General features: G+C 73.7%; 17 protein-coding genes. 9 read left to right on the forward strand and 8 right to left on the reverse strand.

Annotation, left to right across the window (positions count from 1 at the left end):
- Positions 1–9 precede the first annotated feature (9 nt).
- Complete coding sequence (locus O7602_RS10555; protein ID WP_281588280.1) at positions 10–1533, forward strand: long-chain fatty acid--CoA ligase; 1524 nt, start codon at positions 10–12, stop codon at positions 1531–1533.
- On the opposite strand, the gene O7602_RS10560 is transcribed toward O7602_RS10555, so the two are convergent.
- From O7602_RS10560 to O7602_RS10585, 6 genes are all read right to left on the reverse strand, one after another.
- On the reverse strand, positions 1457–2344 hold the full coding sequence (locus tag O7602_RS10560; RefSeq protein ID WP_281588281.1) for a PaaX family transcriptional regulator C-terminal domain-containing protein: 888 nt from the start codon (positions 2342–2344) through the stop codon (positions 1457–1459). The genes O7602_RS10555 and O7602_RS10560 overlap by 77 nt on opposite strands.
- Positions 2345–2382: 38 nt before the next feature.
- A complete protein-coding gene (locus O7602_RS10565) occupies positions 2383–3195 on the reverse strand; it encodes an ABC transporter ATP-binding protein (RefSeq protein ID WP_281588282.1) in 813 nt (270 codons plus the stop codon).
- Positions 3188–4012, reverse strand: a complete 825-nt coding sequence (locus O7602_RS10570) for an ABC transporter permease (protein ID WP_281588284.1) — start codon at positions 4010–4012, stop codon at positions 3188–3190. The genes O7602_RS10565 and O7602_RS10570 overlap by 8 nt, the downstream gene beginning before the upstream one ends.
- Positions 4009–4809: an ABC transporter permease gene (locus O7602_RS10575; RefSeq protein ID WP_281588286.1), complete on the reverse strand. Its 801-nt coding sequence runs from the start codon at positions 4807–4809 to the stop codon at positions 4009–4011. Before O7602_RS10575 ends, O7602_RS10570 begins: the two co-directional genes overlap by 4 nt.
- A 5-nt stretch (positions 4810–4814) precedes the next feature.
- Complete coding sequence (locus tag O7602_RS10580; RefSeq protein ID WP_281588288.1) at positions 4815–5789, reverse strand: ABC transporter substrate-binding protein; 975 nt, start codon at positions 5787–5789, stop codon at positions 4815–4817.
- An 89-nt stretch (positions 5790–5878) separates the two neighbouring features.
- The gene (locus O7602_RS10585; RefSeq protein ID WP_281588289.1) at positions 5879–7051 is read right to left on the reverse strand and encodes a 4-hydroxybenzoate 3-monooxygenase; all 1173 of its coding nucleotides are present in this window, start codon (positions 7049–7051) and stop codon (positions 5879–5881) included.
- Between the two features lie 236 nt (positions 7052–7287).
- Between O7602_RS10585 and O7602_RS10590 the strand changes: the two genes are divergently transcribed.
- From O7602_RS10590 to O7602_RS10625, 8 genes are read left to right on the forward strand one after another with little or no spacing between them, the layout of a single operon-like run.
- Positions 7288–8103: a CoA transferase subunit A gene (locus O7602_RS10590; protein WP_281588291.1), complete on the forward strand. Its 816-nt coding sequence runs from the start codon at positions 7288–7290 to the stop codon at positions 8101–8103.
- 26 nt (positions 8104–8129) lie between these two features.
- Positions 8130–8891: a CoA-transferase gene (locus O7602_RS10595; protein ID WP_348651330.1), complete on the forward strand. Its 762-nt coding sequence runs from the start codon at positions 8130–8132 to the stop codon at positions 8889–8891.
- Positions 8888–9637, forward strand: a complete 750-nt coding sequence (gene pcaH, locus O7602_RS10600; protein WP_281588295.1) for a protocatechuate 3,4-dioxygenase subunit beta — start codon at positions 8888–8890, stop codon at positions 9635–9637. The genes O7602_RS10595 and pcaH overlap by 4 nt, the downstream gene beginning before the upstream one ends.
- On the forward strand, positions 9630–10202 hold the full coding sequence (gene pcaG / locus O7602_RS10605) for a protocatechuate 3,4-dioxygenase subunit alpha (protein ID WP_281588297.1): 573 nt from the start codon (positions 9630–9632) through the stop codon (positions 10200–10202). The genes pcaH and pcaG overlap by 8 nt, the downstream gene beginning before the upstream one ends.
- Positions 10177–11517, forward strand: coding sequence for a 3-carboxy-cis,cis-muconate cycloisomerase (gene pcaB, locus O7602_RS10610; protein WP_281588299.1), 1341 nt, complete (start codon positions 10177–10179; stop codon positions 11515–11517). Before pcaG ends, pcaB begins: the two co-directional genes overlap by 26 nt.
- Complete coding sequence (gene pcaD / locus O7602_RS10615; protein WP_281588301.1) at positions 11514–12293, forward strand: 3-oxoadipate enol-lactonase; 780 nt, start codon at positions 11514–11516, stop codon at positions 12291–12293. The genes pcaB and pcaD overlap by 4 nt, the downstream gene beginning before the upstream one ends.
- Positions 12290–12670 (forward strand): 4-carboxymuconolactone decarboxylase, encoded by a 381-nt coding sequence (gene pcaC / locus O7602_RS10620; protein ID WP_281588303.1) that lies wholly within the window; start codon positions 12290–12292, stop codon positions 12668–12670. The genes pcaD and pcaC overlap by 4 nt, the downstream gene beginning before the upstream one ends.
- Positions 12667–13488 carry an IclR family transcriptional regulator C-terminal domain-containing protein gene (locus O7602_RS10625; protein ID WP_281588304.1) on the forward strand — a complete coding sequence of 274 codons (822 nt, stop codon included), beginning with the start codon at positions 12667–12669 and terminating at the stop codon, positions 13486–13488. The genes pcaC and O7602_RS10625 overlap by 4 nt, the downstream gene beginning before the upstream one ends.
- Here O7602_RS10625 and O7602_RS10630 read toward each other — a convergent pair.
- Positions 13478–14404, reverse strand: a complete 927-nt coding sequence (locus O7602_RS10630) for a glycoside hydrolase family 68 protein (RefSeq protein ID WP_281588306.1) — start codon at positions 14402–14404, stop codon at positions 13478–13480. The genes O7602_RS10625 and O7602_RS10630 overlap by 11 nt on opposite strands.
- 63 nt (positions 14405–14467) lie before the next feature.
- A complete protein-coding gene (locus O7602_RS10635; RefSeq protein WP_281588307.1) occupies positions 14468–15538 on the reverse strand; it encodes a LacI family DNA-binding transcriptional regulator in 1071 nt (356 codons plus the stop codon).
- Between the last annotated feature and the right edge of the window lie 146 nt (positions 15539–15684).

The raw sequence follows: 15684 nt of genomic DNA on the forward strand, positions 1-15684 counted from the left end.
GGGGCGACGATGCGTCAGCACGGCATCGGCGCCTGGTTGGCCAGGCGCCGGCTCAGGTCCCCGGACAAGGTCGCCCTCATCCACGGCGAGCTGTCGACCATGACGTACGGCCAGTTCGCCGACGCCGCGGACCGGGTCTCGGCGACGCTGTGGGAGCGGGGCGTCGGCACCGGTGACGCGGTCGCCTACCTCGGTGAGAACAGCCCGGAGTTCCTCCAGGTGATGTTCGGCGCGGCCCAGCTCGGCGCCGTCTTCGTGCCGGTCAACACCCGGCTCGCGCCACCCGAGATCGCCCACGTCGTCACGGACTCCGGCGCGCGGGTGCTCATCCACGACCCGGAGTTCACCGGGCCGGTGGCCGCCGCCGGGCTCGCCGCCGGGAGCCGGCACGTCATCGTCACCGGCGAGGGGACCGCGGACCGCCCGGGGCTGGCCCGGCTGGCGCGGGCCGCCGCCGGCTTCGCCGGCCCGGTCCGCACCGACCTCCACGACCCGGCGGCGATCATCTACACCTCGGGCACGACCGGCCGGGCCAAGGGTGCCGTGCTGACCCACGGGAACCTCACCTGGGTCGCGCTCAACTGCGTGGTCGACTACGACGTCGTCTCGACCGACGTGGCGCTGATGATCTCGCCGTTGTTCCACGTCGCCTCGCTCGGCATGGGCGCGCTGCCGGTCTTCCTCAAGGGCGCCACCATGGTCCTCGAGAAGGGCTTCGAGCCGGGCCGGGCGCTGGCCCGGATCGAGCGGCACGGGGTGACCATGCTCAGCGGGGTGCCGACCACCTACCAGCTGATGGCCGACCATCCGGCGTGGGCCGCGACCGACCTGTCGACGCTGGCGAAGCTCACCTGCGGCGGCTCGGCGGTGCCGACCCGCGTCCTCGACGCGTACGAGGCGCGGGGGTTGTCGTTCTCGCAGGGTTACGGCATGACCGAGGCCGCGCCGGGCGTCACCGCGCTGCCGCCGGCGATGACCCGCGCCAAGCAGGGCAGCGTCGGCCTGCCGCACTTCTTCACCGACGTGCGGATCACCGACGGGACGGGTGACGTGGTGCCCGCCGGTGACGTCGGTGAGATCGAGATCGCCGGCCCCAACGTCTTCCCCGGCTATCACGGGCTGCCGGAGGCGACCGCCGAGGCGTTCACCGCCGACGGATGGTTCCGCTCCGGCGACCTGGGCCACCTGGACGCCGACGGTTACCTCCACATCTCCGGCCGGCTCAAGGACATGATCATTTCGGGAGGCGAGAACATCTACCCGGCCGAACTCGAACAGCTGCTCGCCGAGATCGACGGGGTGACCTCGGCGGCGGTCATCGGGGTGCCGGACGAGCGTTGGGGGGAGGTGCCGTGGGCGGTCGTGACCGTACGCCCGGGGGTGTCCCTCGACACCGACGCCGTGCGGGACCACCTCGACGGCCGGCTCGCGCGCTACAAGCTGCCGAAGAACGTCGTCATCGTGGACGAGTTGCCGCGGACCGCGTCGGGGAAGGTGCGGAAGGCCGAGCTGCGGGCCCGCTTCGGCGCCTGACCCCGCCCGGCGCCGCGACGAGGTCGGCGAACTCGGCGGCGGACGCCTCGGCCAGCGTGTCATGCGTGCGGCGGTAGGTCTCCGCCGAGCGGGTCGCCGGCCACTGCGCGTCCATGAACTCGGCCGGCAGCCTCGGGTCGGCGCGCAGCAGCGCGAGCCAGTCCGCCACGAGCATCGTCCGCACGGTGAGCGCGCCGGGCGCCGTCGTCGTCGCGGCCGGGTCGTCCCACACCTCGATGAACGCGAGGTGCTGACGCCGGATCGCCTCGATGTCCCACGCCGCGCGCACGCTCTCGCCGATCGGGAAACCGTCGAGTTCGCGGGCGTGGAACGCCACCACGGCGTGCGGCGGGAGGTCCTGCCGCAGCGGCTCCAACGACCCGGCGAGGTCGACCTCGCCGGGCGCCAGCCAGAGCCCGTCCCGCAGCGGCGCGAAGCCCTCCCAGGTCAGGGTCGAGCGCAGCCGGTGCCGCAGCATCCGCTGGCCCTCCGGGATGGAGAAGGTGACAAGCGTCCATCCGCTGCCCTGGGGATCGAACGGCCGCGGCCCGCGGACCCGGTCCTTCGCCTCGCGCAGCACCGCGGCCCCGTGCTCGGTCAGCGAGAACAGGGTCTCCCGACCGCTGCGGGCGCGGGCGAGGATGCCGCTGTGCACGAGGCGGTCGAGGGTGGCGCGGGTCGCCGGCGCGGCGACGCCGGCGCCCTCCAGCACGCCGATCAGCACGCTCGCCCGGATCGGCCCGGTCGCGGCGTCGACGACGTGCTCGCCGAAGAACGCGAGCAGCAGTTGCTTCGGTTGACGACTACGCACAGCCCTCCCTCTCGGCGATGCCGGTGTGGCGGCCCGGGTCACCGAGCGGATCGCGGGGCCACCGCCGGTCCGCGCCGGGCCCGCTGGATCTGGCCGTAGACGTGCGTCCGCAGCTCCGTGAAACGGGGCAGGGCACGGGTCGTGATCTGGTCGCGCTCCGGCGGCAGGTCGATCGCCAGGTCCTCCCGGACCCGGGTCGGCGAGGTGGACAATACTAGAACCCGCTGGCCGAGATACACCGCCTCGTCGATGTCGTGGGTGACGAACAGCGTCGAGATCCGGCGGCTGGCGTGCAGCTCGCGGACCAGGTCCTCCAGGTCCGCGCGGGTCTGGGCGTCCACCGCGGCGAACGGCTCGTCCATGATCAGAATCTCCGGCTCGTACGCGATGGCTCGCGCGATCGCCACCCGCTGCTGCATCCCGCCGGAGAGCTGCCACGGGTGGCTGCGCGTGGCGTGCGCGAGGCCGACCGCGTCGATCGCGTCGGCGACAAGCCTGTCCCGTCGGGCCCGGGGCAGTTTCTTGTGCCGCAGCGGAAGCTCGACATTGCCGCGCACGGTCAGCCACGGGTAGAGGCTGCGACCGTACTCCTGGAACACGACGGCCATGGCGGGGCTCGGCCCGGTCACCGGCGCGCCGTCCATCTCGACCAGGCCGCTCGTCGGCCGCAGCAGACCGGCGAGGCACTTCAGCAGCGTGGTCTTGCCGCACCCGGACGGCCCGACGATGCAGACCAGCTCACCGGCGTCCATGGTGAAGCTGAGGTCCCCGATCGCCTCCACGTCCCCGGTCGTGGACCCGTAGACCTTCCGCAGGTGCTCCACCCGCAGCAGGGTGCTCCGATCAGGCACGGCTGGCCTCCCTGACTCCGTGGTACCAGCGCAGGACGCGCCGTTCGACGAGACCGAACACGACGGCGAGGAAGACGCCGACGAGGCCGAGCAGGAGGATGCCGCTCCACATCTCGGCGATGAGGTAGTTGCGCTGGAAGTAGGCGATCCGGTAGCCGAGCCCCGACGACGAGGCGAACATCTCGGAGATCACCATGAGGATGAGCGCGACCGACAGGGCCTGCCGGACACCGGTCATGATGCGGGGGCCGGCGGCGGGCAGCACGAGGAACCACAACCGCTCCCACCAGGTGATTCGGAACGAGGCCGCGGTCTCGGTCATGACGCTGTCCGTCGCCCGGACCCCCTCGATCGTGTTCAGCAGGATCGGCCAGAGCGCGCCGGAGACGATCACCGCCACCTTCATCGTGTCGGTGATGCCGAGCAGGAGCATGACCACCGGGATCAGCACCGGCGGCGGGACGGCCCGGAAGAACTCCAGCAGCGGTTCGAGCAGGTCGCGCAGCCAGGGGAACAGGCCGATCACCGTGCCGGCGGCGACACCGAACACGATCGACCCGGTGACACCGAGGCCGAGGCGGTAGAGGCTCGGCAGCACGTCCTCAACGAAGGCCGGGCCGACCCAGGTGTCCACGAAGGCCCGGGCGATCTCCGCCGGGCCGGGGAAGAACCCGCTCGTCGCCCTGCTCGCCACCAGCCCCCACGCCACCAGGAGCAGCATCGGCAGCCCGAGCGCGTGGAGCAGACCCGCCCCGAGCCGGGCGCCGACGCCCGGGCCGCGCGGCGTGGCGGCGATCCGGCCGGGGTACGCGGTCACCGCGCCTCCTCGCCGCGTACCGACTGGTGCCAGGACAGCGTCAGGCGTTCGACGAACCGGAAGACCAGGTTCACCGCGAGCCCGAGCAGGCCGGTGACCACGACCAGGGCGTACAGGCCGGTCGCGTCCCCGGCGGACCGGGACAGCTCGATCATGCGTCCGAGGCCGGGGTTGCCGATGACCATCTCGGCGGTGACGGCGAGGATCAGCGCGACCGCCGCCGCGAGCCGCAGACCCGTCATGAGGTACGGCAGGGCGGTCGGCAGGACGAGGTGCGTCAACCGCTCCCGCCGGGTCAGGCCGAAGCTGCGGGCGGTGTCGCGGGCGACCGCGTCGACGTCGGCCACCCCGTAGATCACCTGCACGAACACCTGCCAGAACGACGCGTAGACGATGATGACGAGGGCAGCCCGCATCTGGATGCCGAACATCAGCACGGCGAGCGGGATGAGGGCGACCGACGGGATCGGTCGCAGGAACTCGACTGCGGTGTGGGTGGCGCGCCGCAGGAACGGCACCAGGCCGACGACCGTGCCGAGGACGACGGCGGCGACAGTCGCCAGGCTCAGGCCGATCGCCCAGGACGTCATGGTGCTGCCCAGCCGACGCCAGAAGGCGAGGTCGACGAGTTGTTCGGACAGCCGCGCCAGCACGTCCGTCACGTACGGCAGGTACTGCGGGTCGATCAGGCCCAACGTGGGGATCGACTGCCAGATGGCGAGGAACCCGGCCAGGCCGGCGACGCCGAGCAACGCCTTGCGGGACGCGCGCCGGCCCCGGCCGGAGAGGACGCCCATGCCGGCTACTGCTGTTGGATCAGGCGGTCGAAGTCGGGCTGCTTGTCGAGCACCTTGTACTTCTGTGCCAGCTCGGCGAGCGTGCGCAGGCTCGCCCGGTCGACCTCCCACCCGAACGCCGGGAGCCGCACCGACTCCGCGACCGGCGGGGGCAACTCGAGGTTGTCCTTGATGGCCTGCCGGACGGCCGGCTCGTTGGCCGGGTCCTCGGCCCACTGAAGCGTCTCCTTCATCGCGGCCGAGAAGTCCGCGACCAGTTCGGCGTCCTTCTCGGTACGTTCCTTGGTGGTGATCGTGGTGAGGGTGGCCAGGCCGGGCACGACCGCCTGGTAGGGCTCGACGACGATCGTGTCGCCGCGGTTCTTCAGCTGGGTGACGAAGGGCTCCGGCACCCACGCGGCGTCGATGTTGCCGGCCTGGAGTTGGGCCGGGGTGTCCGGGAATGCGACCTCGACGAACTTGACCTTGGACGGGTCGCCGCCGTCCTTCTCCACCGCCGCCATGATCGTCACGTCACCGGCGGCGCCGAGGCTGTTGACCGCGACCCGCTTGCCGGCGAGCTCGGCCGGGCGCTTGATGCCGGACTTCGCCGAGGCCACCACCGCGTTGATGTCGTCGCCGTCGGCGTACGAGGAGGCGTAGTTGCCGATGATGACGACGCCGAGGTTGCTCAGGTCGGCCCGGAACGGGCCGAAGGGCTGGCCGATCGCGAAGTCGATGTCGCCGTTGGTCAGGGCGGGAATGGCCTGCGCGCCGCCCTGGGCGGGCAGCACCTCGACCTTGAGGCCGTGCGCGGCGAAGATGCCCGCCTTGATGCCGCCCCACAGCGCGGCGGTCTCGGTGATGGGCAGCGCCGCGACCCGGACCTGGCGCAACTCGCCCGAGCCCTGGTCGGACGGGGGTGGCGCGTCGGAGTCGGTGCATCCGGTGAGGGCGATCGCGGTGGCGGCGATCAGCCCGAGTGCCATGACCTTCTTCATGGACGGGACCCTTCCTGGGCGGGGGTGGGGAAATGGTCAGCCACGTCGATATCGAAAGTCAAGAAAATCTGACGCCCGTCATGGATAAGTTAAACGACGGGCAGTCCGACGTAGTTCTCGGCCAGGCTGGTGGCGTAGGCGCGGGAGGTGGCGACGTATCGCAGCGTGGCGGTCTGCAGCTTCGCCTCGTACGGGTCGTCCCGCTCCAACCGGTGCAGCATGGAGGTCATCCACCAGGAGAAGTGCTGGGCCCGCCAGACCCGGCGCAGCGCCGTCGCCGAGTAGCCCGCCAGAAGGTCCGTGCGCCCCCGGTCGTACCACGCGGCGAAGGCGTCCCCGAGCAACGCGACGTCGGCGAGGGCCAGGTTCATGCCCTTCGCGCCGGTCGGCGGCACGATGTGCACCGCGTCCCCGGCCAGGAACAGCCGCTCCCACCGCATCGGCTCGACCACGAAGCTCCGCATCGGCGTGATCGACTTCTCCAGGACCGGCCCCTCGTGGAGCGACCAGCCCGGCACCGTCTCCAGCCGCGTCCGCAGCTCCGCCCAGATCCGCTCGTCCGGCCACGCGGCGATGTCCTCGTCCGGAGCGACCTGAAGATAGAGCCGGGAGATCTCCGGTGAACGCATGCTGTAGAGGGCGAAACCGCGGTCGTGGTGGGCATAGACGAGTTCCTCCACCGCGGGCGCGGCGGCGGCGAGCACGCCCAGCCAGGCGAACGGGTACGTCCGCTCGTACGTGGTCAGCACCCCGTCGGGCACCGCGGCGCGGCTGACCCCGTGGAACCCGTCGCAGCCGGCCACGAAGTCGCACCGCAGCGCCTCCTCCCGTCCGTTCCGGCGGAAGTGGACGGTCGGCGCGTCCGTGTCCAGGCCGTCCAGGCGGACCGCCTCGGCCTCGAACCGGATCGCGCCGCCGGCCGCGAGCCGGGCCGCGATCAGGTCCTTGACCACCTCCTGCTGCCCGTAGACGGTGATCGCCCGTCCGGTCAGCTCCGTCATCGGCACCCGATGCGACTCCCCGGCGAAGCGCAGCTCGATGCCCTCGTGCCGCAGCCCCTCCCGATCCAGCCGCGCACCGAGGCCGGTGCGGCGGAGCAGGTCGACCGAGCCCTGTTCGAGGACGCCCGCCCGGACCCGGTGCTCGACGTGGTCCCGGCTGCGGCTCTCCAGCACCACCGACTCGATTCCGCGCAGGTGCAGCAGGTGCGACAGCATGAGCCCCGCCGGCCCGGCGCCGACGATGCCGACCTGGGTACGCATCTCGGGCTCCTCTCGCAGGTCAGAACGGCTAGCGCGGGACCGCGCCCCGCGCCGGTGAGCCACTGGGGCGTCCGCCCGGAAGGGTCTTCGACATGTTCGCTGACCGAACGGCTGTTCTCTGTTTGAACGTTGGCACGTGGCCCGGCCCGCGTCAACGGCGTTGACGGATGTCGCTCTCCGTCGTACGTTCGTTCTCAGCACGACAGTCCGCATGGCGAACAGGGCGGGGGAGGCTCATGGCGAAGCTGGTCCCGCTGGCCGACGGTGTGGCCGAGCTGGTCCGCGACGGCGACGTGGTGGCCCTGGAGGGGTTCACCCACCTCATTCCGTTCGCCGCCGGACACGAGATCATCCGGCAGGGGCGGCGCGATCTGACCCTGGTGCGGATGACTCCCGACGTCATCTACGACCAGCTCATCGGCGCCGGGTGCGCCCGCCGCCTGGTCTTCTCCTGGGGCGGCAACCCGGGCGTCGGGTCGCTGCACCGCTTCCGGGACGCGGTGCGGCACGCCTGGCCGGGTCCGCTCGAGCTGGAGGAGCACAGCCACGCGGGCATGGCGAACCGCTACGTGGCCGGGGCGGCCGGGCTGCCGTTCGCCGTCCTGCGCGGCTACACCGGCACCGACCTGGCCCGGCACACCACGAACATCCGGCCGATCACCTGCCCCTTCACCGGGGAGACCCTGACCGCCGTGCCCGCCCTGCGCCCCGACGTGACGGTGGTGCACGCGCAGCGCGCCGACCGGGCCGGCAACGTGCAGATGTGGGGCATCACCGGCGTGCAGAAGGAGGCGGTGCTCGCCGCCCACCGGTCGCTTGTCACCGTCGAGGAGATCGTGGACGAGCTGTCACCCGTGCCCGGTCAGGTCGTCCTGCCCGGATGGGCGGTCACCGCGGTGGCCGAGGCGCCCGGCGGCGCGCACCCCTCCTACGCCCAGGGCTACTCGACCCGGGACAACGACTTCTACCGGGCCTGGGACGAGGTCAGCCGGGACCGCGACACCTTCCGCGCCTGGTTGGACCGGCACGTGCACCTGGTCGGCACCCCGTGAGCGCGGCGGAGTGGACGGCGGACGAGATGATGACCGTCGCCGCCGCCCGGCAACTGCGCGACGGCGCAGCCTGCTTCGTCGGGATCGGGCTGCCGAGCACCGCGGCGAACCTGGCCCGGGCCACCCACGCCCCGAACCTGGTGCTCGTCTACGAGTCCGGCTGCCTCGGCGCGAAGCCGGACCGGCTTCCGCTGTCCATCGGGGACGGTGTCCTCGCCGACACGGCCGACGCGGTGGTGTCGGTGCCCGAGGTGTTCAACTACTGGCTGCAACCCGGCCGGATCGACGTCGGCTTCCTCGGCGCCGCGCAGCTCGACCGGTACGGCAACATCAACACCACGGTCATCGGCGGCGACTACGACGCTCCCGAGGTCCGCCTGCCCGGCGCCGGTGGCGCGCCGGAGATCGCCGCCTCCTGCGGCGAGGTCGTGGTCATCGTCCGGCAGAACCCGCGGACGTTCACCGCGCGGGTCGACTTCGTCACCTCGGTCGGCTACGGATCGGGGCCGGGCGACCGGGAGCGGCTCGGCCTGCGCGGCGGCGGTCCCCGACTGGTGATCACCGACCTCGGCGTCCTCGAACCGGACCCGGTCACCTGCGAGCTGACGCTGACCCGGCTGCATCCGGGCGTGACCGTGGAGCGGGCCCGGGCGGCCACCGGCTGGGACCTGGCCGTCGCCGGGCGGCTGGTCACCGGGGAGCCGCCGACGGCGCGCGAACTCACGGCGCTGCGAGCGCTGGAGGCGACCAGGATCGGCCGCGCCGAGCCGGACGGGAGAGGAACATGACCACCCGGGACACCGCCCACCAGGGCGGCCTGGTGCTGCCGCGCTACCGGCGGGACGACGTCGACGCCCATCCGCCCCTGCTCAGCCCCGGCTACGGGTCCACCGTGGCGCGGGCGCCGCAGCAGCCGCTCGCCTACCTGCCGCAGCGCCTGACCGAGGTCACCGGGCCGCTGCTGGGGGAGGGGCGTCTCGGCGCGCTCGACCACGACCTGACCCGCCAGCACGACGGCGAGCCGCAGGGGCAGCGGATCGTCGTGCACGGCCGGGTCCGCGACGGCGACGGCCGTCCGGTGGCCGGCACGCTCGTGGAGATCTGGCAGGCCAACGCCGCCGGCCGCTACCGCCACGCGTCGGACACCTGGCCGGCGCCGCTCGACCCGCACTTCGAGGGGGTGGGCCGGGCGCTCACCGACGCCCGGGGGCGCTACCGGTTCGTCACCGTGCAGCCCGGCGCCTATCCCTGGCGCAACCACGACAACGCCTGGCGGCCGGCGCACATCCACTTCTCCCTCTTCGGCCGCGCGTTCACCCAGCGGCTGGTGACCCAGATGTACTTCCCGGGCGACCCGCTGTTCTTCCAGGACCCGATCTTCAACGCGGTCACCGACCCGGCCGCCCGCCAACGGATGGTCGCCCGGTACGACCACGCCACCACGGTGCCGGAGTGGGCCCTGGCGTACGAGTTCGACATCGTGCTGCGGGGCCGGGAGAGCACTCCCTTCGAGGACGGTGACGACGATGACTGAACGGCTGGGCGTCACGCCCGCGCAGACGGTCGGGCCGTACCTGCACATCGGTCTGCGCTGGCCCGACGGCCCGTACGTGGTGCCCGAGGGCACGCCTGGCGCGTTCTGGATCCGGGGCCGGATCGTCGACGGCGCCGGAGCGCCGGTGGTCGACGCGATGGTGGAGAGCTGGCAGGCCGACCCGGACGGCCGGTTCGACCACCCGGACGACCCGCGCGGGGCCCGGCCGCCCGCGCTCCCGGGTTTCCGGGGGTTCGGCCGCAGCGAGACCGACGGGCAGGGCTGCTACCGGCTGCTGACCGTCAGGCCCGGCGCGCTGCCCGACCCGGACGGCGGCGTCGAGGCCCCCCACCTGACCCTGTCGGTGCTGGGACGGGGGCTGCTGCACCGTCTCGTCACCCGGCTCTACTTTCCCGACGAGCCGGCGGCGAACGCCGCCGATCCGGTGCTGCGCGGCGTCGACGCGGATCGCCGGGACACGCTGCTGGCGAGCGCCGCGCCGGACGGGTTCCGCTTCGACATCCACCTCCAGGGCGACCGTGAGACCGTCTTCTTCGCCGTCTGACGGCCTGCTCGGCGGTCTCTCCGGCGCCCCGGACGTCGACGCGGAACTCGGCGACGTGTCCCTGCTCCAGGCGATGCTCGACGTGGAGGCCGCGCTCGCCCAGGCCGCCGCCGACACCGGCATCGTGCCCCCGGCGGTGGCGGAGGCGATCGGCGGCCGGTGCCGCGCCGAGCGGTTCGACCCGGCGGCGCTCGGCCGGGCCGCCGAGGCCGCCGGCAACCCGGTCGTCCCGCTGGTCCGCGAGTTGACCGCCGCGGTGCCCGAGCACGCCCGGGCCTGGGTGCACGCCGGCGCGACCAGTCAGGACGTCCTGGACACCGCGCTGGTCCTGGCCACCGTGCGGGCGCTCGGGCCGCTGTCGGGTCACCTCGACGCCGCGGTCGACGCCGCCGCCGGGCTGGCCGACACCCACCGGGACACCGTGATGGTCGGCCGGACCCTCGGGCAGCAGGCGGCACCCACCACGTTCGGGCTGAAGGCGGCCGGCTGGTTGACCGGTCTCGTCGAGGCCCGGGACCGGCTGCGGCAGGCGGGCGCCGCGCAACCCGCGCAACTCGGCGGCGCGGTCGGCACCCTGGCCGCGTTCGGCCCGGCCGGTCCGGACGTCGCCGAGCGGTTCGCGGCGCGCCTGGGCCTGCCCGGGAGCCCGCTGCCCTGGCACACCCGCCGCCAGCCCCGGCTCGACCTGGCCGCCGCCCTGGGTGGGCTCCTGGTGGCCGCCGGCAAGGTCGCGCTCGACGTCGGGCTGCTCGCCCAGACCGAGATCGGTGAGGTCACCGAGGGCGGCGACGGGCGGGGCGGCTCCTCGGCCATGCCGCACAAACGCAACCCGGTGGACTCGATCCTGGTCAGCGCCGCGGCGCGGCGCGGCCCGGGTCTCGTCGCCACCCTGTTCGCCGCGGCGGCGCAGGAGCACGAGCGGGCCGCCGGCGGCTGGCACGCCGAGTGGGAACCCCTGCTCGACCTGCTGCACGTCGCCGGCGGCGCCGCCGCCCGCTGCGCCCGGATGCTCACCGGGTTGCGGGTCCACCCGGAGCGGATGCGGGCGAACCTCGACGCGACCGGCGGCGTCGTGCTCGCCGAGGCCGTCGCCGCGCGGCTGGCCCCCGCCGTCGGCCGCGGCGTCGCGCACGACCTGGTCGCCCGCGCCGCCGCCGCGCCGTCGTTCCGGGCCGCGCTGCTCGCCGACCCCGAGATCCGCGCCCACCTGTCCGAGGCGCAGGTCGACGAGGCGCTCGACCCGTACCGCTGGCTCGGCTCGGCCGGTCACTTCGTCGACCGGGCCCTGACCGCCGTTCGGGACGTGCCGCGGTGACCGCCCGGCTGCACACCACGTCCGACGGCCCGGCCGGCGCGCCGGTGCTGCTGCTGGGTAGTTCCCTCGGCACCGCCGGCGCGATGTGGGAACCCCAGGTGACGGCGCTCGCCGCCCGGTTCCGGGTGATCCGGTACGACCACCTGGGCCACGGCCGCTCGGCGGTGCCGCCGGGGCCGTACTCGCTGGATCTGCTGGGCCGGGAGCTGTTGCGGACGCTCGACGGCCTGGGCGTGCCGTGGGTCCACTACGCGGGGCTGTCGCTCGGTGGCATGGTCGGCATGTGGCTGGCCGCGCACGCGCCCGACCGGGTGCGGCGGCTGGCGCTGCTGTGCACGTCGGCGTCGCTCGGCCCGCCGGAGCAGTGGCGGGAGCGGGCGGCGACGGTCCGGGCCGCCGGCCTGCCGGCGATCGCCGACGCGGTGGTGGCCCGCTGGTTCACCCCGGGCTTCGCCGCGGCCCGGCCGGACGTGGTCGCCGCGTTCCGCGCCATGCTGACCGCGACGTCCCCCGCCGGGTACGCCGCCTGCTGCGAGGCGATCGCCGCGATGGATCTGCGCCCCGCCCTCGGCCGGATCTGCGCGCCGACGCTCGTGGTCGCGGGCGCGGACGACGCGGCGACGCCGGTCGGGCATGCCCGCGACATCGCCGGGCGGATCCCCGGGGCCCGGCTCGCCGTCGTCGGGGAGGCGGCGCACCTGGCGAACGTCGGGCAACCCGAGCGGGTGTGCCGGCTCCTGCTGGACCACTTCGACGAGAGGCCGCATGAACGATGAACGACCGCGAGCGGCACGAGCAGGGCATGACGGTACGCCGGCAGGTGCTCGGTGACGCGCACGTCGACCGCGCGGTCGCCGGCACGGACGGGTTCACCGACGGCTTCCAGGACTTCATCACCCGCTACGCCTGGGGCGAGGTGTGGAGCCGGCCGGGTCTCGACCGGCGTACCCGCAGTTGCGTGACCCTCGCCGTGCTCGCCACCCTGCGCCACGACGAGGAGCTGGCGATGCACGTCCGGGCCGCGCTGCGCAACGGGCTGAGCGAGCAGGAGGTGGCGGAGGTCCTGCTCCAGGTCGGCGTCTACGCTGGCGTACCGGCGGCGAACCGGGCGTTCACGGTGGCCCGGGAGACGTTGCGGCGGGAGGCCGGGTGAGCGTGAGCGGCGAGGTGGCGAGGTCGCCGGAGTTCGTCCAGTCGCTGGAGCGCGGCCTCGCGGTGATCCGGGCGTTCGACGCCGACCATCCGCAGCTCACGCTCAGCGAGGTGGCCCGGCGGACCGGCCTGACCCGGGCCGCGGCGCGCCGGTTCCTGCTCACCCTGGTCGAGCTGGGCTATGTGCACACCGACGGCCGCCTCTTCTCGCTGCGGGCGCGGATCCTCGACCTCGGCTACGCCTACCTGTCCGGCCTGGGCCTGCCCGAGATCGCCCGCCGGCACATGGAGGCGCTCGTCGCGCAGGTGCGCGAGTCCTGCTCGGTGTCGGTGCTCGACGGCGACGAGGTGGTCTACGTGGCCCGCGTGCCGACCAAGCGGATCATGACGGTGGGGATCAGCGTCGGGACCCGCTTCCCCGCGTACGCCACGTCCATGGGCCGGGTGCTGCTCGCCGCGCAACCGGCGGACTGGCTCGGCGACTACCTGGCCACCGCGGAGCTGCGTCCGTTGACCCGCCGCACCGTCACCGACCCGGTGAAGCTGCGCGCCGTGCTGACGAAGGTCGCCGCCCAGGGGTACGCGATAGTGGACCAGGAGTTGGAGGAGGGGCTGCGGTCGCTGGCCGCGCCGATCCACGGCGAGGACGGGTCGGTGGTGGCGGCGGTGAACGTCTCCGCGCACGCCACCCGGGGGTCGTTCGAGGTGATCCGGCGGGATCTGCTCCCGCCGCTGCTGGCCGCCGCGAGGCGGATCGAGGAGGATCTGCGGGCCGGCGCGGGCCGGGCCTCGACGGCGGCCGGTGTCGTCACCGGGTGACGAGCCCGGCGGCGGGGTCGTGGCGGACCGGGATCGGGTCGCTGAGCTCGCCGACGAACTCGCCGTCGACGTGGTCGACGAACCCGATCAGGGACCAGCCGCCGGCGTCCGGGACCAGCCGCGGCGCGTACAGGTGGGGCAGCGTCACCGGCCGGGCCGCCGGCACGTCCCAGGGCCCGCGGACCGTCGGCGCGCTTGCCACCCAGAGCTGGTGCGCCGGTCCCCGGCCGGCGGCGACCGCGTTGGTGCAGAACAGCAGCAGCGGCTGCCCGTCCACCACGGCGACCTGCGGCACCTCCAGGTGGCCGAAGCCGGCCGGCGCGGACAGCGGGGGCCGGACGGTCCAGTCGAGCAGGTCCGGTGAGGTGGCGTGGCCGATGACACCCCGCTCCCCGGCGGGGCCCTGGTTGGCGCGGGCGGTGACGAGCATGTGCCAGCCGTCACCGTCGGGGTCGGGGAAGACCCAGGGGTCGCGCCATGCCTGCTCGTACCACATCTCCCGGTCGAGCACCTCGTACCAGGCGGGGTCGGCCTCGACGACCGGACCGTCGCCGTGCCGCCGCCAGGTGACCAGGTCGTCGGAGACGGCCAGCCCGATCCGCTGGACCAGCCCGTCCTCGGCCCGCCCGACGCCGGTGTAGAACAGGTGCCAGCGCCCGTCCGGGCCGCGGACCGTGCAACCGGTCCAGGTGGCCAGGTCGTCCCAGCCGGGCGCGTCGGCGGGCACGAGCGCGTCCGCGACCAGTCGCCAGGAGCGCAGGTCGGTGGAGACGGCGTGGCCGATCGAGGCGCGCCGGTGACGGCGGTGCGGGTCGAGCAGGGCCCGGGAGGCACGCAGGAAGAACACGTGCCACGAACCGTCGTCGTCCTGGGCGTACCAGCTGTCCCACACCCAGTGGTCGGGCAGACGTAACATGGCGGGAAAGCTATCAGTAAATCGGTTTAGCGGCTACCGCCCGGGTGGTGAGCCGCCCGGTGCTCAGCCGGCCGGCGCGGCGACGGAGCGGCGGCGGCGCAGCGGCATCGGCACGTACGCCGGCTCGTGCCCGTCGCCGTCGAGCAGCGACTCCACCGCCCGGCGTCCCATCTGCTCGTGCGGCAGCGCGGCGGTGGTCAGTTTCGGGCGCAGCCAGGTGGCGATCGGATCGTCGTCGAAGGAGATCACCGAGAGGTCGTCCGGGACGCTCAGGCCGGCCTCGCCGAGCGCCTGGTAGGCGCCGAAGGCGAGCCGGTCGTTCATGCAGATGACGGCGCTCGGCCGGACCGGCTGCCGCAGCAGCGCGCGGGTCGCGGCGTAGCCGTGCTCCGGTTGCCACTCCGGGCAGAAGCCCTCGGTCAGCAGCGAGACGCCGGCGGCGGCGAGGGCACCCCGGATGCCGCGCAGCCGGGCGGCGGCGGCCAGGGAGATCTCCGGGTCGCTCTCCTTCTGCCGGTTGCGCCCGATCAGCGCGATCCGGTCCCGGTGGCCGCGCGCGAGCAGGGTCTCCGCGACCGTGGCGCCGGCCCGTTCGTCGTCCGGCAGCACGCACGGCAGGTGCTCCGCGCTGGTGGCGTTGAGCAGCACCACCCGGCCCCCGAGGATCGCCGGCGGCACCGTCAGCCGGCGGGTCGCCATGGCCGCGTAGATCACGCCGTCGACCTGGCGGTCGAGGATCGCCTCGATCGCGTACCGCTCGAAGGCCGCGTCGCCCTGGGTCTCGGTGATGAGCAGGACGTGGTCGCGCTCGCGGGCCGCGTCCAGCGCGCCCCGGATCAGGCCGCCGGCGAAGCGGGTGGTGGCGACGATGTCGGAGACGAACGCGATGGTGGCGGTCTTGCGGGTACGCAGGCTGCGGGCGGCCACGTTGGGCCGGTAGCCGAGTTCCTCGGCCGCCGCGAAGACCCGCTGGTGCGCCTCGGCGGAGAGTCGGGTGCCCTCCCGGCCGTTGAGCACCATCGACGCGGCGGTCTTGGACAGCCCGGCGCGCTCGGCGACGTCGGCCAGGGTGGCGCGGTTGCGGCCCATCAGTCCTCCGATCCCGGCGATCCGTCCGCCGCTGCTGCCCATCATGATGCGTCCGGTCGCGGCCTCCGTCGCCGGTCTCCCGGCGGCCCGATTCGTGAACGCGTCGTTTCCGGACCGTTGCCGACTGCTTCTTGACAGCCCCAGCTCACCCGCGCATGCTCTGCTAAATCAGTTTAGCGAAGCCGTTCCGC

The organism is Micromonospora sp. WMMD1128, from assembly GCF_027497235.1.
Classification (GTDB): Bacteria; Actinomycetota; Actinomycetes; order Mycobacteriales; family Micromonosporaceae; genus Micromonospora.